Genomic DNA, 21,957 nt, shown 5'->3' with positions numbered 1-21,957 from the left:
GGAATATATGAAAATCACTAATTTACCGGAAGTTTTTACCGCTGCGCTTCCAGTTTTGAAACAAATTAATGAAGCGGGATATGAAGCTTATTTTGTCGGAGGAAGTGTTAGAGACTTGCTCTTGAAGCGTCATATTCATGATGTTGACATTGCAACAAGTGCTTATCCAGCAGAAGTTAAACAAATTTTTAAAAAGACAATTGATACAGGAATCAAGCATGGGACTGTGACAGTTCTGTATAATGATGAAAGCTATGAAATTACAACTTTCAGGACTGAATCTGGTTACCAAGACTTCCGCAGACCCGATCATGTGACCTTTGTACAAAATCTGTCAGAAGATTTGAAGAGAAGAGACTTCACAATTAACGCTTTGGCAATGGACGTTGATGGTAATATCATTGACCACTTTGATGGCTTAGGCGACTTAGAAAAGCATCTTATTCGCGCAGTTGGTAAGGCCGAAAATCGTTTTCATGAAGATGCTTTAAGAATGATGCGTGCAGTTCGCTTTATGAGTCAGTTGCAATTTACACTTGAGCCAGAAACTGAACAAGCAATTAGTGACAACCATGAATTGCTTAGCAAGATTTCTGTTGAACGTATTCGTGATGAATTTGTAAAGATGGGAATTGCACCTGGTAGTCAAAAGGCCTTCCAGGTGTTCTTAGATACTGGTTTATCAGAAGAGGTTCCAGGTTTTAAAGGTAAAAAAGAGAACTTGTCTCTCTATCCTCAACTTAATTTTAGTCCTACTAATGAAGCTAATCTATGGGCTTTAATGATTATTTTACTAAAATTGCCAAATGAGAAGATCCCTCATTTCATGAGAATGTGGAAAAACTCTAATGCAATGGAGCGAGAAGTTGCTGACATCGTGGCATTCTTTGACTTAATTAGTTCACGTGCTCCAAATAATTACGACTTGTTCAAAGCAGGCTTAGAAACTATTGTTTCGACTATTGACCTAGCTCATATTTTAGGACAGCCAATTAATGGTAGTGCTTTAGTAGACCGCTATGAAGCTCTTCCAATTAAGAATAATCATGACCTAGTAGTTGATGGACACTTTTTATTAAAAAATGGAATTCCAGCTGGACCTAGAGTTGGACTTTTATTAGAAGAAATTAAAAAAGCAGTTCTTGAAGGAATGATTAGTAATAACCAAGCGGCAATTACCGAATTTCTTTCTTTAAATAATTAATAATAGCTAACAAAAAAGGCGAGTAGTGAGATAAAATCACTACTTGCCTTTTTTAAACGTAAAGTAAAATTGAAAAATACATCAAGATCGAACCCAATAAAACAAACATGTGCCAAATTACATGAATGTAAGGAACTCCGCGCATTGAGAATAAGATGGCGCCAACTGTATAGGCGATCCCGCCCCAAACTAAGAGCCAAAAACCAGTTGGTCCCAGAACTGGATAAAGAGTGCTAGAAGCAATAATTACGATCCATCCCATTAATACATACAGAATCGTATCTAAAACAATATGCTTTCCTTGATTAAAGATGTAAAACAAGATGCCGAAAATTGCTAAAGCTAAGATAATTCCAAACATTATCCAACCTTTGGCCCCGCCAATTGCAACCAAAGTATAGGGTGTATAAGTTCCAGTAATTAAAATAAAAATCGAGGAATGATCAAATACCTGAAAAACTCTTCTAGCTCTTGTAAAAATCAAACTATGGTAGAGCGTTGAAAAAAGATATAGAATAATCAAACTAGAGCCGTAGAGCGTAAATGCTGTTACTCTTAAGGCGCTTCCCGTGCGAGCAGCTTTAACGATTAAAACGACTAAGCCAGCGATTGCTAGGCCAAAGCCAATGCCGTGAGTAATTGCACTAAAAATATTATTTAAAATGTTGTATGTTTTTGAGCGATCTTTTGGCTCTTGCCACAATTGTTTAAAAGACATTCATTGATTCCGCCTTATATACTTTATAATCTATTTAATAAATTTTAACTCATTTTTATATTTTTGATATACTTGAGATTGTACTTAATAAATTCTAACATAGAATAATAATTAAAGAAGAATAGGGGATAGGAGCTAGAATGGCTAAGATTAAAGTAGTAACTGATTCCTCAGTTCAATTAACTCCTGAAGAAATTGATAAATATGACATTACTGTGGTTCCATTAACCATTACCATTGATGGTCAGACTTACACAGATGGCGTCGACATTAGCCGCGAAGAATTTGTGAAAAAGATGGATGAATCAAAAGAATTACCTAAGACCAGTCAACCATCAATCGGAATTTTTGAAAAAGTATTCAAAGACTTAACTGCTGATGGTAGTCAAGTTGTAGGTATTTTTCTTGCCCGCTCTTTAAGTGGAACGATTGAAGCTGCAAGACAAGCTGCTGACTTGATTGGTAAGAGTAAAGAAGTAACTTTCATTGATTCTGAATTAACTGATCGAGCAGAGGCATATCAAGTATTAGCTGCAGCTAAGGACGCTCAAGAGGGCAAGAGCCTTGAAGAAATTGTTGACCATGTTGAAAAACTTAAGGAAAAGCAAAAGCTTTATATGATGGTTGTAAATCTTGATAATTTAATAAAGGGTGGTCGTCTGGGGCCACTTGCTGGTAAGATTGCTACCTTATTAAATATTAGAATTGAATTGCAGATGCCTGGTGGTAATTTAAAGGTTGCGAAAAAGGGACGCGGTAAGAAATTTTCTAGAAACTGCGACAAGCATATTTTGAAGGACATCGAAGAACACAAGCATGAGATTAAAGAAGTAGCAATTTCTTATGTCGATACTCCTGAAGATATGAAGGTTTGGACTGAAAAGATCAAAGAAATCAATCCAGATATTAAGGTCTTGGCCCGTGTGACCAGTCCAATTATTGCAACTCACGCAGGTAGCGGTGCATATGCAGTCTTCTATACAATGGAGGAATACTAATGGCCTATCGTGAAAGTTTTTATCGCTTTTTGATGACGCAAAGAGATCCAGGATCCGTAGATGATATTGCTCAATTTGCTAATAATGCGCAACATGATAGTTCTTTTCCAAAACAAGAAGAAAATTATGAAAAGCTATCAGAATATTTAGAACTAAATGCTGGCTATTTGCCAAGCATGAGTGTTTTTGACAAGGCATATCAATTATATTTAGACAATATGAACTGAGGCTAATATGGCAGAAGTAGAACCCAATAATTCTCATCAAAATAAAGAAACTTCAAAGCGTAAAAAGAAGCATCTTCCCAAATATGCTCAATTTTTGTTAACCGGTATAGCTGGTGCGGCAATTGGTGCAGGTTTGACCTTTGGATTAATGGAAGTTAAGGAATTAAAGTCGCCTTTTTATCAAGTTGAAAAAGTGTATGAGCAATTACAAGGTTCATATTATAAAAAAGTTTCACCGCAAACATTGCGCCAAGGGGCAATTAGTGGGATGCTTAATAGTCTTAATGATCCTTTTTCAGAAGGCTTAAGTGGAGTAAATCAAGAACAGGTTAATAATATCTTAGAAGGTTCAAGTTTTGGTGGAGTTGGTATTCAGATGGCAGTACGCAATAATAAAGTTGTTGTGGACTCGATTGTTGCTAATTCTCCAGCTTCAAAAAGTACTATTAAGCCCGGCGATGAAATTGTGGCCGTTGACAATAAAAAAGTTAGTGCAGCTCAATTTGCTAAAGTCGCTTCTTTAGTTAGAGGAAAAATTGGAACAAAGGTGACATTGAAACTTAAGCGTGCTAATTCAACCTTTAATGTTACTTTAACGCGGGCTAAAATTTCTCAATCTAGCTTAACAAAGCGAACAGAAGATAATGCGACAATTATTACAATTACGCAGTTTGATGTAAATACTGCTAAAGATTTGAAGACTGCTTTAAAGTCAATCGATACTAAGAAGTACCCTAAGTTAATTATTGACTTGCAGGATAATCCAGGCGGCGAGATGAATGCGGCTTTGAAGTCAGCATCTTATTTCTTGCCAAACAACAAGGTTATTATGCAGTATAAGGATCGCACTCAAAAAGAAGTGATTCGTTCTGATAAAAAACTTTCTGGTGGTTTCCATACATCCCTAAAACCAATTATCTTAATTAACGCAAATACTGCAAGTGCAAGCGAGATTTTTACAGCTGCTCTAGTTCAAAACCATCGTGCAGTTTCAGTGGGACAAACAAGTTACGGTAAGGGAACAGTGCAACAAGTTGGTCAAACTGAAGATTCAGAGTATAAGTATACAGTTGCCAAATGGCTTACTCCAAATGGTACTTGGATTAACCAAAAAGGTATAAAACCAACGTATCCAGTTCCAGAATCTTCTTTGGCGAAATTGCCGCAATTCCAAAGTATGAGTATTTTGAAGAAAGATATGACTGGCGTTGATGTAGCTACATTGCAGCAGTATTTGACTGCTCTGGGGTATATGCCAAAGCATGTTACTGGTGTATTCGATGATGAAACAAAGAATGCAGTAATTGAGTTCCAAAAGTCTCACGGCTTGACAGCTGATGGTATAGTAAATGGGCAAGTACAAGCTCAACTTTATTTAGCAGTTGCTCAAAAATTGCAAGATGACAATCCTGCTTTAAAGAAAGCATTGAGTTTAAATCTAAAGGATATGGAGGACTAAAAATGGCAACTATTCAATGGTATCCAGGACATATGAATAAGGCTAAAAATCAACTTGAAGATAATTTAGACTTAATTGATGTTTTAATTGAAGTGTTAGATGCACGTTTACCAGTTTCTTCTCGTAATCCAATGATTGGACAATTAACGAAGAAGAAACCTCATATTATTATTTTGAATAAGTCTGATCTAGCCGATCCAATTCAGACTAAAAAATGGACTCGTTATTATCAAGACGAGGGTAATTTTGTAATCTCGATGGATGCTCAGCATAATACGAATATGACTAGTCTATTTAAGATTATTAAGTTAGCTGGCAAGGAAAAGACCGATAAGTTAATTGCTAAGGGTGCATCAAACCCAATGATTCGAGTAGCTATTGCTGGTATTCCAAACTGCGGAAAATCAACAATCATTAATCGAATGGTTGGGAGAAATGCCGCAATTGTTGGTGATAAGCCAGGCGTCACTCGTGGTCAAAGTTGGTTAAAGACCAAGACAAATGTTCAAATATTAGACACGCCAGGAATTTTATGGCCAAAGTTTTCCGATCAAGAAGTAGGTTATAAGCTTGCTGCCTGTGGAGCAATTAAGGCTGATATTTTTCATCCAGATGATGTAGCCTTATTTGTAATTGAATTTTTGAAGCAAAATTATGAAAAAGATCTGGCTAAATTTGCGCAAGCAAGTAGTGAAGAACTTGAAAATATGTCTAATCCAGACTTATTGTTAGCTATGACTAATAAATATGGTATGAGAGATGACTACGACAAGTTTTCACTCTTTATGCTTCAACGCTTACGTAAAGGAAAACTGGGAAGGATTACGTTTGATCTTCGATGACCATTACTGAAATAAAAAACTTACTTCAAGGAGAAGTAAGTGACAAACAACTAGATGAATTAAAAGCTGACGAAAGAAAAGGCGTCCAAAAGCTCTTAATTAGCTACGAAAAAAGACAGGCTAAGCTTGCACAAGCTCGTGCTCAGTTTCAAAATCGTTTTTCTTATGAACAGGAATTTTGGCAAAAAAATCAGCTTGTCGCTGGAGTAGATGAAGTAGGCAGAGGACCACTAGCTGGTCCTGTAGTTACTGCGGCAGTTATTTTGCCACACGATTTTGATTTAATTGATGTTAATGACTCAAAGAAACTTTCTCCTAAGAAAAGACAGGCACTTTTTCCAAAAATATTAGAAAAAGCTGTCAGCGTTAGCGTCGGATTAGCTAATAATGACGTGATCGATAGAATCAATATTTATGAAGCAGATCGCGTGGCAATGGCGCATGCAGTTCAAGGCTTAAAAGTTAAGCCAGATGCTTTATTAGTTGATGCGATGAATGTGCCTTTAAATATTCCGCAAGTTAAATTAATTCATGGGGATGCTAAGTCTAATTCAATTGCCGCTGCTAGTATCGTAGCCAAGGTGTTTCGTGATAATTTAATGGATGCTTATGGTGAAGTTTACCCAGAATATGACTTTAAACATAATGCAGGATACGGAACGCGCGAACACATGGAAGCTTTGAAAAAGTATGGTCCAACCCCAATTCACCGTCGATCTTTTGCTCCAGTTAGCGAATACGAAAAATAAATAAAAAATAAACCTTCACTTTTGCGTACTTGATAGTGGAGGTTTTATTTTATGAATTTAAAAGAATTTTGTTTGAGACTAAAGTTGCAAAAAGGTATCGGAATTACAACTTTAGGAAAAATTGTAGAAAATTTCACTGCTAGCGAAGAAATAACAGTTGACAAAATAGAAAGTTTACAATTAAAATCAAATATCAAAAATCTTGTATTAGCTGCAATGAAAAATGATAAATTTAATTTTTGGATTGAGAGAATCGAATTACAGTGCGATGTAGTTACTATCTTTGATTCGATTTATCCAGGCAAACTCCGTGAGATGTATAATGCGCCGACAATTCTTTTTACTAGGGGAGATTTATCCTTGCTTAAAAAAGAAATTACGACTAGAGTTGGCGCAAGACAGCCCACAAGCTATAGCCGCTTTGTTTTGAAACAGTTAATTCCGCAGCTAATAGAGCAGGATTTTGTCATTGCTAGTGGGTTAGCGCGTGGAGTTGATGGAATTACTCATCGAGAAACGTTAAATAACCATGGTAAGACAATTGCTGTGGTTGGGAATGGACTTAATCATTTCTATCCGCAAGAAAATAGGAAATTGCAAGAAGAAATTGTGGCTAATGGCTTATTAATTAGCGAATATTTGCCAGATACTCCGCCGCGTCCTTATAGATTCCCTGAACGAAACCGTATCCTTGCGGGATTAAGTAAAAATATTATTGTCACTGAAGCCAGAAAAAGATCAGGCTCTTTAATAACTGCAAATATTGCTTTAGAAGAAAATCGAAATATTTTTGCAGTTCCTGGCCCTGTTTCTAGTCCCTTATCTGAAGGGCCTAATGAGTTGATTGCAGCAGGTGCTTATCCACTAGTTAATGCTGACTTTAAAAACTTACTTTAGTTGACAAGAGTGAAATTTTTGGTATTTTAGAATTTGGTAGAAATTGTGCAAGGAAGGGGCATTTTATGCCTACTAAACGAAAAAATAAAAAGAATTTAGTTATTGTCGAATCGCCTCACAAGGCTAAGACAATTGAAAAATATTTAGGTAGAAATTATCATGTTATCGCTTCAAAAGGTCATATTCGTGATTTACCCAAGTCCCAAATGGGAGTTGATGTAGACCATGATTATCAACCAAAATATATTTCCATTCGTGGAAAAGGCGATACGATTAAAGAATTAAAAAGTGAAGCTAAAAAGGCTAAATACGTTTATCTTGCTTCCGACCCCGATCGTGAAGGAGAAGCTATTGCTTGGCATGTTGCGCATGCTTTGAACTTAGATCCTAAAGAGCATAACCGAGTTGCCTTTAATGAAATTACTAAAGACGCTGTTAAAAATGCCTTTAAGAATCCACGAACAATTGATATGGATATCGTTGATGCTCAACAAGCACGTCGTGTTCTTGATCGTTTGGTTGGTTATTCAATCAGTCCAATTTTGTGGCAAAAGGTTAAGAAAGGCTTGTCTGCTGGACGTGTTCAGTCAATTGCCTTGAAGTTAGTAATTGATCGCGAAAACGAAATTAAAAACTTTAAGCCAGAAGAATATTGGACAATTGATGCTGATTTTGAAAAAGGCAAGGAAAAGTTCAAGGGTGCCTTTTATGGCATTAAAGGTAAAAAGCAAGAATTGCCAGATAATGAAGCAGTTCAGGATGTTTTAAAACGCATTGATAAGCGGAAGAACTTTGAAGTTACAAAGGTAGTCAAAAAGGAAAGAAGACGTCAGCCTGCAGCTCCATTTACTACTTCCACTATGCAACAAGAAGCTAACAAACGTTTAGGCTATCGTACTCGTCGAACAATGAGAATTGCTCAATCTCTTTATGAAGGTGTTAACCTTGGTAAAGGATCGGTCGGTTTAATTACTTATATGCGTACTGATTCTAAGCGTATTGCTAATGTTGCTAAGCATGAAGCTTCAAAATTCATCCATGAAGAATATGGCGAAAATTACGCTGCAATTAAGCCGCAACATTTTAAAAATGATGCTGATGCTCAAGATGCGCACGAAGCAATTCGTCCAACTTCAGCTTTCAGAACGCCAGCTTCAGTCAAAGAATATTTAACAACTGAAGAATATCGTCTCTACACTTTGATTTGGTCAAGATTTATTGCCAGTCAAATGACACCAGCTGTTTACGATACAGTAAGAGCTGATATTGAACAAAATGATGTAACCTTTAGAACAACTGGTTCAAAACTTAAGTTTGCTGGTTTTACCAAAGTTTACGATAATCAAAAAGAAAAGAGCAATGAATTGCCTGAATTAAATGAAGGCGATAAGGTTAAGCTTAAAAAGACTGATGATCGTCAGCACTTTACTCAACCACCAGCAAGATATACTGAAGCTAGCTTGGTTCGAGCACTTGAAGAAAACGGTGTTGGTCGTCCATCAACTTATGCGCCAACAATTGATACGATTCAAAAACGTTACTATGTAAAACTTGAAGGTAGATCAATTGTACCAACTGAGTTAGGTGAAATTGTTGACAAGTTAATTGAGGAATTCTTTCCAGATATTGTTAATGTTGATTTCACTGCTCAACTTGAAAACGATCTTGATGGCGTTGAAGTAGGAAAGAAGAACTGGATTAAGGTAGTAGATGAATACTACAAGCCATTTTCTAAAGAATTAGCTAAGGCTGATCAACAAATTGAAAAGGTTCAAATTAAAGATGAACCAGCTGGTTTTAATTGCGATATTTGTGGGGCACCAATGGTTATCAAGATGGGCCGCTATGGTAAGTTCTATGCCTGCTCACGTTTCCCAGACTGCCGTAATACTAAGCCAATTGTTAAAAAGGTCGGCGTAACTTGTCCTAAGTGTGGCAAAGGCGAAGTTATCGAAAAGAAGTCTAAGCGTAATCGTAAGTTCTATGGTTGTTCTCGCTATCCAGATTGTGACTTTGTATCTTGGGATCAACCAATTGGTCGTAATTGTCCAAATGATGGTCATTTTTTAGTTCAAAAGAAGAATAAGAAGGGCTTAGTCATTCTTTGTCCAAACGGCGATTATCGTGAAGAGCCAGAAGAAAATTAAATTATTATAAAAATCAATGATATCATTAAAACGAAAGCGGTTTAATGATATCATTTTTATATAGACTTGAAAGAGTCGAGCAGAAAGGAAAGATTACATGGTAAAGAATGTAACCGTAATTGGCGGAGGTCTTGCAGGAAGTGAAGCTGCATGGCAATTAGCTAAACGTGGCATCGAAGTAAATTTATATGAAATGCGACCAAAGAAGAATACGCCTGCTCATGAAACTGCAAATTTTGCGGAATTAGTATGTACTAATTCAATGAGATCTAACCAACTTTCAAACGCCGTTGGTTTATTAAAAGAAGAGATGCGTCAGCTTGATTCTTTAATTATGAAGGCAGCTGATGAGACAGCAGTTCCTGCTGGTGGAGCGTTAGCAGTTGATAGAGATAAGTTCAGCTCGGTAGTAACTCAGACCTTAAAAGACTTGCCAAATGTGCATGTTCACGAAGAAGAAATTACTGAGATACCAAAAGAGGGCATTACAATTATTGCAACTGGTCCGTTAACATCCGATACTTTGGCTGAGCAAATCAAAGAATTTTGTGGCACTGATTCACTTCATTTCTTTGATGCGGCTGCGCCAATTGTTGCTGCAAGCTCAATTGATCGTGACATTGTTTATAAAAAATCTCGCTATGACAAAGGTGAAGCTGCTTACTTAAACTGCCCAATGACTAAGGAAGAATTCTATAATTTCTATAAAAACTTAGTCGGGGCAGAAACAGCTACTTTGCATGGTTTTGAAGATAAAAATGTCTTTGAAGGCTGCATGCCAATTGAAGTTATGGCTAAAAGAGGAGAAAAAACTATGCTCTTTGGCCCACTTAAGCCGGTTGGTTTAGAGGATCCTAAGACAGGAAAAACTCCATATGCAGTTGTGCAATTGCGTCAAGACAATGCAGCAAGCACGATGTACAATATCGTTGGTTTCCAAACCCACCTGAAATATGGCGAGCAAAAGAGAGTCTTTTCAATGATTCCAGGTCTTGAAAACGCAAAATTCGTACGCTACGGCAAGATGCACCGCAATACTTACATTGCTAGTCCGGAAGTTTTAAATGCAAACTATGAAGCTAGAAAACAACCTGGTTTATTTTTTGCTGGACAAATGACTGGCGTTGAAGGTTATGTTGAAAGTGCAGGATCTGGGTTAGTTGCTGGGATTAATGCAGCTAGAGAGGCTTTAGGTGAAGAAACATTAGTCTTTCCGAAGTCAACAGCCTTAGGTTCAATGGCCCACTATATTACAACTACTAGTGCTAAGCACTTCCAACCAATGAATGCATCTTATGCTCTTTTACCAAAATTAGATTACAAGGTTAGAAATAAGCAAGAAAGACACTTGGAAATTTCTAAGCGAGCATTGAAAGATCTTGAAGCATTTAAGGAAGAAAAGAAGCTTGATTAATAATGTCTAAAGAAAATGATAAATTAATCAAACAATTTCAGGATTACTTGAACTATGAACGCAATTATAGTAAAAATACTGTAAGCTCTTACTTAAATGACTTAGATGAAGCTAAGCAATTTTTTAAAGAAAATGGAGGCTTTAGCGGCTGGGGCCAAGTTAAAAGTCGCGATGTCGAAATTTTTTTACAAAGTTTAGCTAGTCAAAAGAGGTCCAGAACAACCCAGGCACGTAAGATGTCGAGCTTGAGATCTTTTTATCGCTTTCTCGTTAAGCGAGAAGTATTAGAAATTGATCCCATGCAGACGATTAGTTTGAGATTGGGCGAGAAGAGACTACCACAGTTCTTTTATGAAAAAGAGATGCGGCAAGTCTTTGATAGTCTTGTCGGACATGACAAGCTGGTAGTGAGAAATCGCGCAATGTTTGAACTTTTTTACGCGACAGGGATGCGTTTAAGTGAGATGGCATCTTTGAAGCTAGATCAGATTGATTTTGATTTAAAGATTATCTTAGTTCATGGGAAGGGTAATAAAGATCGCTATGTTCCTTTTGGAAAAGATGCATTTGATGCTTTAAAAGAATATCGTGATACTGCCCGGCCGGCTTTGCTTGATCAAAATAAAGACTTAGGCTATGTATTTTTAAATAATCGCGGGCAAAGGTTAACTGGTCGCGGAATTGAATATATTATGCAGCAAGTCTTCATTAAGGCTGGAGTTGGTGGAAAGGTTCATCCCCATATGCTTAGACACTCTTTTGCAACTGAAATGCTTAATAATGGAGCTGACCTACGGAGTGTCCAAGAATTATTGGGACATGAGTCCTTATCAACAACGCAAATTTATACGCATGTTACGATGAAACATTTACAAGCAGATTATCAAAAATTTTTCCCAAGAAAAGATAAGAAAGACGAGGCATAATAATATGACAACAATTTGTTCTGTTAGATATAACAACCAAACTGCCATCGCAGGTGATGGTCAAGTTACTTTAGGCGAAAAGGTAATCGCTAAAGCAACTGCTAAAAAAATTAGAAGAATATACCATGATCAAGTAGTAATTGGCTTTGCCGGCGGTGTTGCAGATGCAGTGAGCTTGCAAGATATGCTTGAAGGCAAGCTTGAAACTTACTCAGGTGACTTACGTAGAGCCGCTGTTGAAATGGCACAAAGCTGGAGAAAGGATCCAACTTTAGCTAAATTACAAGCTATGGTAATTGCTTTTAACGATAAGGATCTATTATTAATTTCTGGTAATGGTGAAGTTCTTGAACCAGATGAAGATGTGGTAGCTATTGGTTCAGGTGGTAATTTTGCACAAGCAGCAGCCATTGCAATGACTCGCCACAGCAATGGAATGAGCGCAAGTGAAATTGCAAAAGAAGCAGTTAAGATTGCTTCTGGAATTGATGTCTTTACTGATGACCACATTACTACTGATGAAATCTAGGTGAAATATTTTGACTGAAGAAAAAACTCCAAAACAAATTGTAGAATTACTTGATAAATATATTATTGGCCAAAACGAAGCTAAAAAATCTGTTGCGGTAGCTCTATATAACCGCTACCGTCGTTTGCAGCTACCTAAGCAAATGCAACAAGATATTACGCCAAAGAACATGTTAATGGCTGGTCCTACTGGTGTTGGTAAGACAGAAATTGCCCGTCGTTTGGCTAAAATTGTTGACGCACCATTTGTAAAGGTTGAAGCAACTAAGTTTACTGAAGTGGGTTACGTTGGACGCGATGTTGAATCGATGGTCCGTGATTTAGTTGAAGAAGCTGTTCGCATGGAAGAAAAAGACCAATTCGAACGTGTTAAGCTTCAAGCAACTAAAAAGGCTAATAACCGTTTAGTTAAATTGATTGTGCCAGGTATTAAGCGTGAAAACCGTGAAAACTCGATGCAGCAAATGATGCAAATGCTTTCTGGTAACTTCAATATGAATCAGCCACAAGACAATGAAGAAGTAACTGATGATATTCGTAATGAACGTCTGAGCGTAGCTGATCAACTTAATAAGGGCTTGCTTGAAAATCGTGAAGTTACAATTGAAGTTGAACAAGCACCAAAGGTTAACCCAATGGGCGATATGATGGGCCAAATGGGAATTGATATGTCGAGCTTGATGGGTGACTTAATGCCTAAGAAGACAGTTAAGCGTACTTTAAAGGTTTCAGATGCACGTGAAGTTTTAATTCAAGAAGAGTCAAAGAAGTTAATTAACTATGATTCTCTCTATCAACGCGCTATTGAACGTACCCAACAAAACGGAATTATCTTTATCGACGAAATTGATAAGATTACTGCTGGTAACAAGAAGACTTCTGGTGAAGTTTCTCGTGAGGGTGTACAAAGAGATATCTTGCCAATCGTTGAAGGATCAACTGTTTCTACTAAGTATGGTCCTGTATCAACTGACCACATTCTCTTTATTGCAGCGGGTGCTTTTGCTGAGAGCAAGCCAAGCGATTTAATTCCAGAATTGCAAGGTCGTTTTCCAATCCGTGTTGAATTAAATGCCTTAACTCAAGAAGATTTTGTCAAGATTTTGAAGGATCCTCAAAACTCACTTTTGAAGCAATATATTGCACTTCTTAAGGCTGATGGCATTAAATTGGTCTTCACTCAAGAAGCAATTGATCGTATCGCTCAAATTGCCTTTGAAGTAAACCAAGGAACTGACAATATCGGTGCCCGTCGTTTAGCTACTATCTTAGAAAAATTACTTGAAGATGTGCTTTACGAAGGTCCAGATATGAACATGGGTGAAATTACAATTACTCAAAAGTATGTTGACCAAAAATTGAGTGATATAATTATTAATAAAGACTTAACAAAATTTATTTTGTAATTTTAGTAGATAAAGAGAAGTTAAATTATGGATTATCAATTAAAAAATAATTTTTTAACAGTAACGCTTTCTGATAAGGGTGCTGAAATTCAAAGCGTTAAAGATGTAAACAGTGGTCGTGAATATATGTGGCAAGCTGATCCTGAAATCTGGGGTCGTCATGCACCAATTTTATTCCCAGTAGTTGGTCGATTAAAAGATGATCAATATAGTTATGATGGTAAGACTTATCATATGGGACAACATGGTTTTGCTAGAGATTCCAAGTTTACTGTTGAAGAACAAGATGATAAGCACATTGTTTTTCTTCTAACTTCTAATGAAGATACTAAAAAGATGTATCCATTCGATTTTGAGCTAAGAGTTTCTTATAGCTTAGTTAATAACTTGCTTGAAGAACACTTTACTGTAACTAATACTGATACTAAGGAAATGATCTTTGGTATTGGTGGTCACCCAGGCTTTAACTTGCCAACTGATAACGGTTTGACGAAGAATGATTATTACTTCAAGTTTGATCCTTCAATTGACCATGTGAAGATCCCATTAAAGGCTCCATATCTTGATTGGGATAATCGTTCACTACTTGCCACTGACTCAATGTTTGAAATTAGTGATGAATTATTTAAAGACGATGCTTGGGTCTTTGAATTAAAGCAACCTAACAAGATTTCGATCAGAACTGATAAGAGTGAATATCATATCAATGTGAAGATGGAAAATGCACCATTTGTAGGTTTATGGTCACAATATCCTAAGTCCGGTAATTACATTTGTATTGAACCTTGGTGGGGTATTGCTGATACTTTAGATAGTGATGGTCAATTAGAGCACAAGCGTGGCATGAATCACATTGCTCCAAATGAAGTTTGGGAGAATGGATTTACAATTGCCTTCCATGATAAGGCTAAGTAATTAAAGATTTAAGACTTTGGTTGAGAGATCAAAGTCTTATTTTGTATATGGGTGAAAAAATGAAAATTGGATATTTAAAGAATTTGGGTAGACATGAATTAGAGCAGGCGGCAGCTAAGTGGCAGACTTTACATAAAAATGCAAAAGTAGATTTAGAACCAATTAACTATGATGAGATTGAGCCTAAAATTCAAGATGGTAAAGTAGATGCAGTCTTAGTTAATGCTAGAAATACCATTTATCAGACACTTAAAAGCTATTCAGTGGGTGATATTGCCTTACTTGCGTTAGTTCAGGCGGGTAATTTTAATAAGTATCAACAAACTATTGAATTAACTGAGCTAGGAAATATGCCTTGCATTATGGTAGCTACAGTAGCGGAAGAGAAGAGTGAATATCATTATCTAAAAGATATCTTAAGAATAGAGAACGATCTGATTGCAGTTGAAACTTTAGGTGAAGCAATTTTGATGGTTGAATCTGGGTCAGGTTACTTAATAATGAATGAAATAACAGCAAGTCATATCAATGATGACCAATTGCAGAAGTTATTTTTGCTTAGGGATGGTAAGCAAATGCGTGAAAAATATGTTTTGCTTGCTAAGCCAGAGAATTCGCAAGTAGCAGAATTTAGTAAGATATTAAAAGAAGTTATTGATTAAATTAAAATAATTATGTTAAGTTGCTTGAATTAAGTAGTTTAAAAACGTCCAGTGTAAAAGCTGGCCGTTTTTTGTATCTTGGTGTATACAAGTTCCCATTCCAGTGCTAAGTTTGGTACAATAGAATGTATGTTCTATAGAAAGGGTGAAAAGAAGTGCTGACTAGGTCGCATCGGATTTGCAGTATTGCAATTGTTGAACTAAGTTTATTATTAACTAATCATTTGCTAATTGATCCAGTTAATAACATCATTATTCTAGCTGCAACTGCAATCGGCGCTTCTTTACCTGATATTGATGAATATAATAGTTCAGCAAGCAAGAAGTCAGTGATTAACTTTAGTCTTTTCCTTAAACACCGTGGAATCACTCATTCTTTTCTTGGTTGGGCAATCTTTTCCGGTGGTTTATATTATCTGATGAATAAGTTTATCCCCATTCGGATAAATAACCTTACTTCGCAGAACTATTGGAGTGCCATTTGGTTTGGACTGATAATTGGTTACTTTTTACATTTAGTTCAAGATAGTTTCAGTAAGCAGGGAGTAGAATGGCTAGCACCATTTTATAAGAAAAAGAAAAAGTCACCAATTTATTATAAGGTTGGTGGTTGTTTCGAAAAATTTTTAACCATTATATCTTATGTTGCAGTAGTTATGATGACTTTTTACTGGATTTGGCTGTCTTTGACGCCAGCAACTCAAGTCTTTTTGTTTTGAAATGTAGACATATCCTTGTAAGATAAGCGGTGGGGGAAGGTTTCAAGAAAGGAGACCTTGAGTATGTCCCAATTATTTGTAATAGCTGGATTAATGAGTCTTTTATATGTAGCAATTAATGTTAAAAGTAAACTAATTCCAGTTGAAAACGATACAGTTCATAAAGGACGTTGATTGAAATTAAGTGACCAAGAGTCAAAATCACTCTTGGTCATTTTTATTTTAGACAGTATACTGATAATAATGAAACTATTAAAGGATATGAATTATGGATTCAAATGAATTAATTTTTGCTAAATTAGAACATAAGCGTCTACGTTATAATTTAATCGCCGATGTGCTACTAATTATTGGTGGTATTTTGCTTTTTAGGCAAGCTCCAATGGATATACTGTTTCGATTACTTGGCTCAGTAATGATTATAGTTGCAACTGTTTTTACAATTCTTTCTTTTAAAATAAGAAATAGTAAGCAATATCGTGCTTTATATTTATTAGTTAACAATGAACCAAGTAGCTTTAAGGAAATAATAAGTGCATTTGGGGCAAAGATGACAATTTTAGCCTTATTTATGGCTGTAGGCTTAATTATAGTGGCAATAATTTTCTTTTTCTTGCTTAGTCGATCATGGATTAAGGCATTACTATTTTTTATTACTTTTGAAACGGTAATTGATCTGAAAGACTTTATGAATAATATCACAAAATTGAAGGATGAAAGTGTGATTTAGGCTTTCATCCTTTTTATTTCAGTAAAAATATTTGTGATTTTATGAGCATATCAATTTACTTTTAGCTTAAAATTCGATAATATAATATCTATAGAATTTTACTTTCTAGAGAGAATCAATTTATAACATTACATAATTGTATATTCCGTAAATTTTCCTGGGTTGGAATAGACAATTAAAATGGAGGTATTTTTATTGATAAGTATTGTTAAAAGTAAATCATTTGGTCTAGCTGCTGTAATGACTTTAATATGTTCTGTTGCAGGAATTTTTCTTGCTAAATTACCATATGTTAACTTAATCGGTGCCTTAGTAATTGCACTATTGCTAGGAATTTCTTTACAAGTTTTACCAGTTGGAGTTAGAGAAGAAGCAGCACCCGGAATCGGATTTATTTCTAATAAGTTTTTGAGACTTGGAATTATCTTACTAGGTTTTAGACTTAACTTAACCAAGTTAGCTGATGCCGGCATTAAGACTATCTTAGTTGCAATGTTGGGCGTTAGCGGTACTATCGTCTTAACCTACTGGTTAAGTAAAAAATTTGGTGCTGAAGATGAATTAGCAGTTTTATCTGCTTGCGGTACTGGTATCTGTGGGGCAGCAGCTGTAATGGGTGTTTCTCCCCAAATTGAGAGCCGCGATGAAGAACGCAAGAGAGAAAATGAAGTTCTTGCAGTTGCCGTAGTTTGCGTGATGGGAACAGTCTTTACGCTTTTAGAAATTGTAATTAAGCCAATGCTGGGATTGACTGATTCACAATTTGGAATTGTAGCTGGGGGTTCTCTACATGAAATTGCCCACGCTATTGCTGCAGGAAGTGCTTTTGGTGAAGCTAGTTTAGACAGTGCCTTGATTATGAAGCTATCTCGCGTTCTGCTTTTAGCACCGGTTGCCTTGATTGTAGGTTACTGGTACCAAAGAAGACTAGTTAAGGAAAGTGCGCAAGATCATACACAAGCACCTAAAAAATTACCAATTCCATGGTTCTTGGGTGGCTTCATTTTAACTAGTATTTTGGGAACTTTCTTACCATTTCCACCAGTAGTTTTGGATGGTTTAGTTCAAGCCGCATACGTATTCTTGGGAATGGCAATGGCCGCTTTAGGTATTTCTGTTAATTTCAATGTGATCTTTAAGCGTGGTGGTACAGTCTTTGGTGCTGCTGCAATTAGTTCAACTTGTTTGATGATTTTTATGATTATCATGAGTAAATTATTCTTTTAAACTGATAAGATATAAAATATAATATTGCTTTGCGTTTTTGCTAGTTTAGATATATAGGATAAAGAAAATGAAAAAGAGGTATGGATAATTTCCGTACCTCTTTTTCATATAATAATTACTTATATTATTAGAGCATATTTTAATTAAAATTCGTTAAATTTATAACTTTTGGTTTACTTTTTGAATCTGAGTTTTAACTTGGTGGTAAATACATAACCAAATTATAATATAGCCAATTATGTAACAAAGTGTAAAGATAATTAATGACATAAAACTCATTTCAATCCAATTGTTAAATAAATAAAAGAATAGATAATCTAGATAAATTACTACAGCATCAATTAAAGTAGCGATTCCAAGAGATAGTTTTTCAATCTTAAATACAGCACTGATACCTCCAGCAATAAAGGCTAAAAGTAAACTAGATAAAATGTTTTTGTTAATTTCTAAAACAGAAGTTGGATTGTAACCGATCGCAAAATTGTAGCCGTAATAGAAAATAGTTAAGATTAAGGGACCGAAGCCAGCTGCAATTAGACCTCTTTTGATAAAATCTAAGATAAATTTTTTCATTTTAATCTAGCTCCTTTCGTATTTTTTTGAAACAACGTCTAGAAGCATAATCTGTAAGACCATTTTTCATAACAATGTTTACACCCGCTGTCTTAGTTTCTTCAAAGCGATCAATATAGATTTGATTAACAATTGAAGATTTATTAATGCGCCAAAAATTATCTGGCAATTCATTAATTAATTGATAGATACGTTTACGTAGATGGTACTTTTTATTGTTTACGCAAATTGCAAATACCTTATTACTAAGTATTGTGATCATAATAATGTCTTCTAGTTGCAAAATAATAATATCTTTATCGTCGTAAGCAATAATTGAATTTGAATTACCATTTGTTAAAACAAACTTTTCTAAATTATCAGTAAAAATACTTTTTTGATGTACTTGTGCTTGAATTATTTCCTCTTTGTGAGGATTAATTAGCAATTTAAATTTCATCTTTTTAGCTCCTTTCAAGAAAAATTATATTTGATAAACATGAAAATATCTTACTATTGCAATTATCGGTAAATTTTAAAAATTAATCGGTTTAAAAGTTGAATTTTGAATATACAAAAAGCTAGTGTATGTTAATTGATGCACTAGCTTTTACTTTAAGGATGTATCTAAAAGAAATTATTATAGAGTGATCTGTTTGATTAGAGGTTTACTTTTGATCATATTTACTCCACTGATCTTGCAACTTTTCAATTAAAGGTTGAACTCGATCCTTATTGTGTTTTAAGTAACAAGCGTAGAATTTCTGATGTGCTACTTCGTCTTTTAAGGGACGCACGCTACGGTTATCAGGCAAATTATGTCCCCACTTAGAATCTAAACTCGTCAAGTTTGTTGTAAAGAAAGGTAAAACAGAGTATTGAAGAATCTCACTGTATTCGCTTGATTCATTTTGAAAAATAATTTTGCTATCTGGAATTTTCTCTTGATAAATTTTAGACCAAAATCCAATTGGCGATGGACTTAAGATTGTCTTCCCCTTGAGCATCTTAAATGACAGTTGCTCATGTTGATTGAGATTACAATTAGCTGGCAAGTTAACAGACATGGATTCTGTCCCTAAGTAAGTTGAACCAATATCCCGATCGTTAATAGGAAAGTTAAGCAAAAGACAGGTCACTTGGTGCTCAGCTAATAAATTTTTAAAATTTGATTCAACTAACTCACTTACAATTTGAATGTTTTTATCATGTAAAGATCGTAAAACAATACCAGGACCAGGTGCATTAATGCCGACAATTAACGTGGTTTGGTCTTTTTCAAATTGTTTGACCCGTTTAGTAAAATCAAGATTATCGTCGATTAACTTTTTTGCTTCACGTGCTGTGTATTTGCCGGTCTCACTTAAGTAGAGTCTGTTTGGCTTTCTAATGAATAAAGTAACGCCTAAATCTTCCTCAAGCTTTTTCATAGAATGAGTAACGGCTGGTTGAGTTAATCCAAGAACTTCTGCTGTCTTGGCAACCGTTCCGTACTTTGCGAAGGTTACTAGTTCTTCTAATAAGTAATTTTCGATCATCTATATGTACCTCGTTACAATAAATTCAATTTATACTAGCATTAAAAACTGTGATTTTTCAAGTATTAGACGACTAACTATAATTAATTATGAAAATTGAATATAAAAGAAGGAGGCTTTATGACGAAAGTAGTAATTTTAACTGGAAGTCCGCACTTTAATGGTGCTTCTAATAAATTAGCTGATAAATTTGAAAAAGGAATAAGAGAAACTGAAAATAAAGTTTATCGCTATGATGCAGGTTTGCAAGGCGAAAGTGCACCTCATTTTTTGCAGTTAGAACACGCACCAGGTATGGAAGTTGGCATTCCAGATAATGACATAGTAGAAAAAGAAGTAATTCCTAAGCTGCTAGAAGCTGATATTGTTGTTTTAGTTTCATCCCTTTATTATTTTGGTCTTAATGCCCAACTTAAGGCAGTCATTGATCGTTTTTATGATTATAATCATGAACTTAAAGATAAAAAGATGGTCTTTATGATGGCTGGGTATGGTACGCAAGAAGATATGGATGCTGTGAAATTACATATACATAAGTTAAGTGATTATATGCGCTGGCAAATAATTGATGAAATTTATGCGGATGATTCATGGAACGATCAAAAATTAGAAAAGTTTGCTCAAAAGGCTTATAAATTAGGTAGGAGTATTAAATAAGGAGATCTATTTATGAAATATGCAGAATTTGTTAAAGCTGGCGAAATGAAAGTTGTTGATAAGCCAATGCCAAAGATTGAAAAGGATGACGATGTAATCATCAAGGTCCTTCGTACCTGTGTTTGTGGTTCTGACTTATGGGCATATCGTGGTTTAGAAGAACAAGGCCATGAAAATGCTGGTCACGAAATCATCGGTGTGATTGAAGAAGTGGGCAAAGATATTACTACTGTTAAAAAAGGCGATTTTGTAATTGCACCATTTACTCATGGATGTGGACACTGCCGAGCATGTTTAGCTGGCTTTGACGGTGTATGTATGAATCATGACTTGGGTGACAATTTCTCCAGTGGTTATCAAGCTGAATATGTGCGTTTTCAACATGCACAATGGTCATTAGTTAAGGTTCCTGGTAAGCCCGAAGACTACAGTGAAGGGATGCTTAAGTCGTTTTTAGCATTAGCAGATGTAATGGCAACAGGTTATCATGCGGCTCGAGTTGCTAATGTTCAACCAGGTGATTCCGTAATCGTCTTAGGCGATGGTGCTGTAGGTTTATCAGCAATTATTGCGGCTAAGTTGCGTGGAGCAAAACAAATTGTTTCAACTAGTCGTCACCCCGACCGTGAAGCGTTGGCTCGTGAATTTGGAGCTACAGATAATGTAGTGCAGCGTGATGAAGAAGGAATTCAAAACTTGCTTGCTATTACACATGGCGGAGCTGATGCAGTATTAGAATGTGTTGGTAGTAAGTTATCAAATGAAGAAGCTATTCAAGTAGGTCGACCTGGCTCATTGGTTGGTCGTGTTGGGTTACCACACGGAGCAGAATTAAATCCAGGTTTAATTTTCTTTAAGAATATGAGTGTTGCTGGTGGACCTGCATCAGTTACAACTTATGATAAAGAAGTATTACTTAAGGCAGTCTTAGATGGCAAGATTAATCCCGGTAAAGTATTTACTAAGACTTATTCTTTAGATCAAATTAATGAAGCCTACCAAGATATGGCAGATAGAAAAGTAATTAAATCCTACATTAAAGTTAGTGATTAAAGGTGATATTAATGGCACAATGGACTGATGAAGAAATAGCAGCTTTTAAGAATGCGCAAACCTTGCAGAATCGTCCTTATAACGATGACCAATCAAGCTTTGCGGAAGATAATCCAGTTTGGGAAGTAGTTGTAGATAAGCAAGTTTTTATTCGTGGTGCTAAAGGAATTAAGGATACTAAGTGGTATCAAGCAGGCACTAAAAATGGTGGCCAAGTAGAAATTAATGGTCGAAAATTTGAAGTTGAATATCAACCAGTTAATAATGCTTCTTTAATTCAAGACGTTACCGATGCTTTTAATAATAAATATCATGGTCAATATCCAATTGATTTGATGGTATCAGATCCAGTTGCTAAGGCAACGATTGCAATTGTGAAAAAGTAGAAA

At 35.6% G+C, this 21,957-nt stretch carries 24 protein-coding genes; 20 read left to right on the top strand and 4 right to left on the bottom strand.

The annotated features are described in order from the left end of the window. The first annotated feature begins 7 nt into the window (after positions 1-7). Positions 8-1,204 (top strand): CCA tRNA nucleotidyltransferase, encoded by a 1,197-nt coding sequence (locus QM512_RS04055; RefSeq protein WP_282806242.1) that lies wholly within the window; start codon positions 8-10, stop codon positions 1,202-1,204. A gap of 52 nt (positions 1,205-1,256) precedes the next feature. On the opposite strand, the gene trhA is transcribed toward QM512_RS04055, so the two are convergent. Continuing rightward, positions 1,257-1,922 carry a PAQR family membrane homeostasis protein TrhA gene (gene trhA, locus QM512_RS04050; protein WP_282806241.1) on the bottom strand — a complete coding sequence of 222 codons (666 nt, stop codon included), beginning with the start codon at positions 1,920-1,922 and terminating at the stop codon, positions 1,257-1,259. A gap of 140 nt (positions 1,923-2,062) precedes the next feature. Between trhA and QM512_RS04045 the strand changes: the two genes are divergently transcribed. The 16 genes from QM512_RS04045 to QM512_RS03970 all read left to right on the top strand — a co-directional run bounded on the left by QM512_RS04045 (position 2,063) and on the right by QM512_RS03970 (position 17,768). Next, entirely contained in the window at positions 2,063-2,920 is an 858-nt protein-coding gene (locus tag QM512_RS04045) for a DegV family protein (RefSeq protein ID WP_282806240.1), read from the top strand. Continuing rightward, complete coding sequence (locus tag QM512_RS04040) at positions 2,920-3,147, top strand: YozE family protein (protein ID WP_282806239.1); 228 nt, start codon at positions 2,920-2,922, stop codon at positions 3,145-3,147. The genes QM512_RS04045 and QM512_RS04040 overlap by 1 nt, the downstream gene beginning before the upstream one ends. 7 nt (positions 3,148-3,154) lie before the next feature. Further along, on the top strand, positions 3,155-4,606 hold the full coding sequence (locus tag QM512_RS04035; protein WP_282806238.1) for a S41 family peptidase: 1,452 nt from the start codon (positions 3,155-3,157) through the stop codon (positions 4,604-4,606). A gap of 2 nt (positions 4,607-4,608) precedes the next feature. Further along, entirely contained in the window at positions 4,609-5,448 is an 840-nt protein-coding gene (gene ylqF / locus QM512_RS04030; RefSeq protein ID WP_282806237.1) for a ribosome biogenesis GTPase YlqF, read from the top strand. Continuing rightward, positions 5,445-6,197, top strand: coding sequence for a ribonuclease HII (locus QM512_RS04025; protein ID WP_282806236.1), 753 nt, complete (start codon positions 5,445-5,447; stop codon positions 6,195-6,197). Before ylqF ends, QM512_RS04025 begins: the two co-directional genes overlap by 4 nt. Positions 6,198-6,248: 51 nt before the next feature. Continuing rightward, positions 6,249-7,094 carry a DNA-processing protein DprA gene (gene dprA, locus QM512_RS04020; RefSeq protein ID WP_282806235.1) on the top strand — a complete coding sequence of 282 codons (846 nt, stop codon included), beginning with the start codon at positions 6,249-6,251 and terminating at the stop codon, positions 7,092-7,094. A gap of 65 nt (positions 7,095-7,159) precedes the next feature. Beyond that, a complete protein-coding gene (gene topA / locus QM512_RS04015) occupies positions 7,160-9,241 on the top strand; it encodes a type I DNA topoisomerase (protein WP_282806234.1) in 2,082 nt (693 codons plus the stop codon). 97 nt (positions 9,242-9,338) lie between these two features. After that, the gene (trmFO, locus tag QM512_RS04010) at positions 9,339-10,655 is read left to right on the top strand and encodes a methylenetetrahydrofolate--tRNA-(uracil(54)-C(5))-methyltransferase (FADH(2)-oxidizing) TrmFO (protein WP_282806233.1); all 1,317 of its coding nucleotides are present in this window, start codon (positions 9,339-9,341) and stop codon (positions 10,653-10,655) included. A 2-nt stretch (positions 10,656-10,657) separates the two neighbouring features. Continuing rightward, positions 10,658-11,581, top strand: coding sequence for a tyrosine recombinase XerC (gene xerC / locus QM512_RS04005; protein ID WP_282806232.1), 924 nt, complete (start codon positions 10,658-10,660; stop codon positions 11,579-11,581). Between the two features lie 4 nt (positions 11,582-11,585). Continuing rightward, on the top strand, positions 11,586-12,110 hold the full coding sequence (hslV, locus tag QM512_RS04000; protein ID WP_282806231.1) for an ATP-dependent protease subunit HslV: 525 nt from the start codon (positions 11,586-11,588) through the stop codon (positions 12,108-12,110). 10 nt (positions 12,111-12,120) lie between these two features. Continuing rightward, a complete protein-coding gene (hslU, locus tag QM512_RS03995) occupies positions 12,121-13,515 on the top strand; it encodes an ATP-dependent protease ATPase subunit HslU (protein ID WP_057719287.1) in 1,395 nt (464 codons plus the stop codon). Positions 13,516-13,542: 27 nt separating this feature from the next. After that, entirely contained in the window at positions 13,543-14,430 is an 888-nt protein-coding gene (locus tag QM512_RS03990) for an aldose 1-epimerase family protein (RefSeq protein ID WP_282806230.1), read from the top strand. A 59-nt stretch (positions 14,431-14,489) separates the two neighbouring features. Beyond that, the gene (locus QM512_RS03985; protein ID WP_282806229.1) at positions 14,490-15,092 is read left to right on the top strand and encodes a LysR substrate-binding domain-containing protein; all 603 of its coding nucleotides are present in this window, start codon (positions 14,490-14,492) and stop codon (positions 15,090-15,092) included. A 155-nt stretch (positions 15,093-15,247) separates the two neighbouring features. Continuing rightward, positions 15,248-15,811 carry a metal-dependent hydrolase gene (locus QM512_RS03980; RefSeq protein ID WP_282806228.1) on the top strand — a complete coding sequence of 188 codons (564 nt, stop codon included), beginning with the start codon at positions 15,248-15,250 and terminating at the stop codon, positions 15,809-15,811. A 268-nt stretch (positions 15,812-16,079) separates the two neighbouring features. Next, complete coding sequence (locus tag QM512_RS03975) at positions 16,080-16,541, top strand: hypothetical protein (RefSeq protein WP_282806227.1); 462 nt, start codon at positions 16,080-16,082, stop codon at positions 16,539-16,541. Between the two features lie 180 nt (positions 16,542-16,721). Next, the gene (locus QM512_RS03970; RefSeq protein WP_394358300.1) at positions 16,722-17,768 is read left to right on the top strand and encodes a YeiH family protein; all 1,047 of its coding nucleotides are present in this window, start codon (positions 16,722-16,724) and stop codon (positions 17,766-17,768) included. 159 nt (positions 17,769-17,927) lie between these two features. Here QM512_RS03970 and QM512_RS03965 read toward each other — a convergent pair whose 3' ends face one another. The 3 genes from QM512_RS03965 to QM512_RS03955 form a co-directional block, all read right to left on the bottom strand. Beyond that, on the bottom strand, positions 17,928-18,341 hold the full coding sequence (locus QM512_RS03965; protein ID WP_282806225.1) for a DUF3021 domain-containing protein: 414 nt from the start codon (positions 18,339-18,341) through the stop codon (positions 17,928-17,930). Position 18,342: 1 nt separating this feature from the next. Continuing rightward, positions 18,343-18,780, bottom strand: coding sequence for a LytTR family DNA-binding domain-containing protein (locus tag QM512_RS03960; RefSeq protein ID WP_282806224.1), 438 nt, complete (start codon positions 18,778-18,780; stop codon positions 18,343-18,345). Positions 18,781-18,988: 208 nt separating this feature from the next. Further along, on the bottom strand, positions 18,989-19,858 hold the full coding sequence (locus QM512_RS03955; RefSeq protein WP_282806223.1) for a LysR family transcriptional regulator: 870 nt from the start codon (positions 19,856-19,858) through the stop codon (positions 18,989-18,991). A gap of 120 nt (positions 19,859-19,978) precedes the next feature. Here QM512_RS03955 and QM512_RS03950 point away from each other — a divergent pair, with 120 nt between their 5' ends. The 3 genes from QM512_RS03950 to QM512_RS03940 are packed head-to-tail and all read left to right on the top strand — an operon-like array spanning position 19,979 to position 21,954. Then, entirely contained in the window at positions 19,979-20,515 is a 537-nt protein-coding gene (locus QM512_RS03950) for a flavodoxin family protein (protein WP_282806222.1), read from the top strand. Between the two features lie 12 nt (positions 20,516-20,527). After that, entirely contained in the window at positions 20,528-21,568 is a 1,041-nt protein-coding gene (locus QM512_RS03945; protein ID WP_282806221.1) for an alcohol dehydrogenase catalytic domain-containing protein, read from the top strand. A gap of 11 nt (positions 21,569-21,579) precedes the next feature. Further along, positions 21,580-21,954, top strand: coding sequence for a DUF2255 family protein (locus tag QM512_RS03940; RefSeq protein ID WP_282806220.1), 375 nt, complete (start codon positions 21,580-21,582; stop codon positions 21,952-21,954). The last annotated feature ends 3 nt before the right edge of the window (positions 21,955-21,957 follow it).

This window comes from Lactobacillus isalae, assembly GCF_947539375.1.
In the GTDB taxonomy this organism is placed as follows: Bacteria; Bacillota; Bacilli; order Lactobacillales; family Lactobacillaceae; genus Lactobacillus; species Lactobacillus isalae.
The sequence above is the reverse complement of the archived record's forward strand: the minus strand, read 5'-3'. Positions and strand labels throughout refer to the sequence as shown.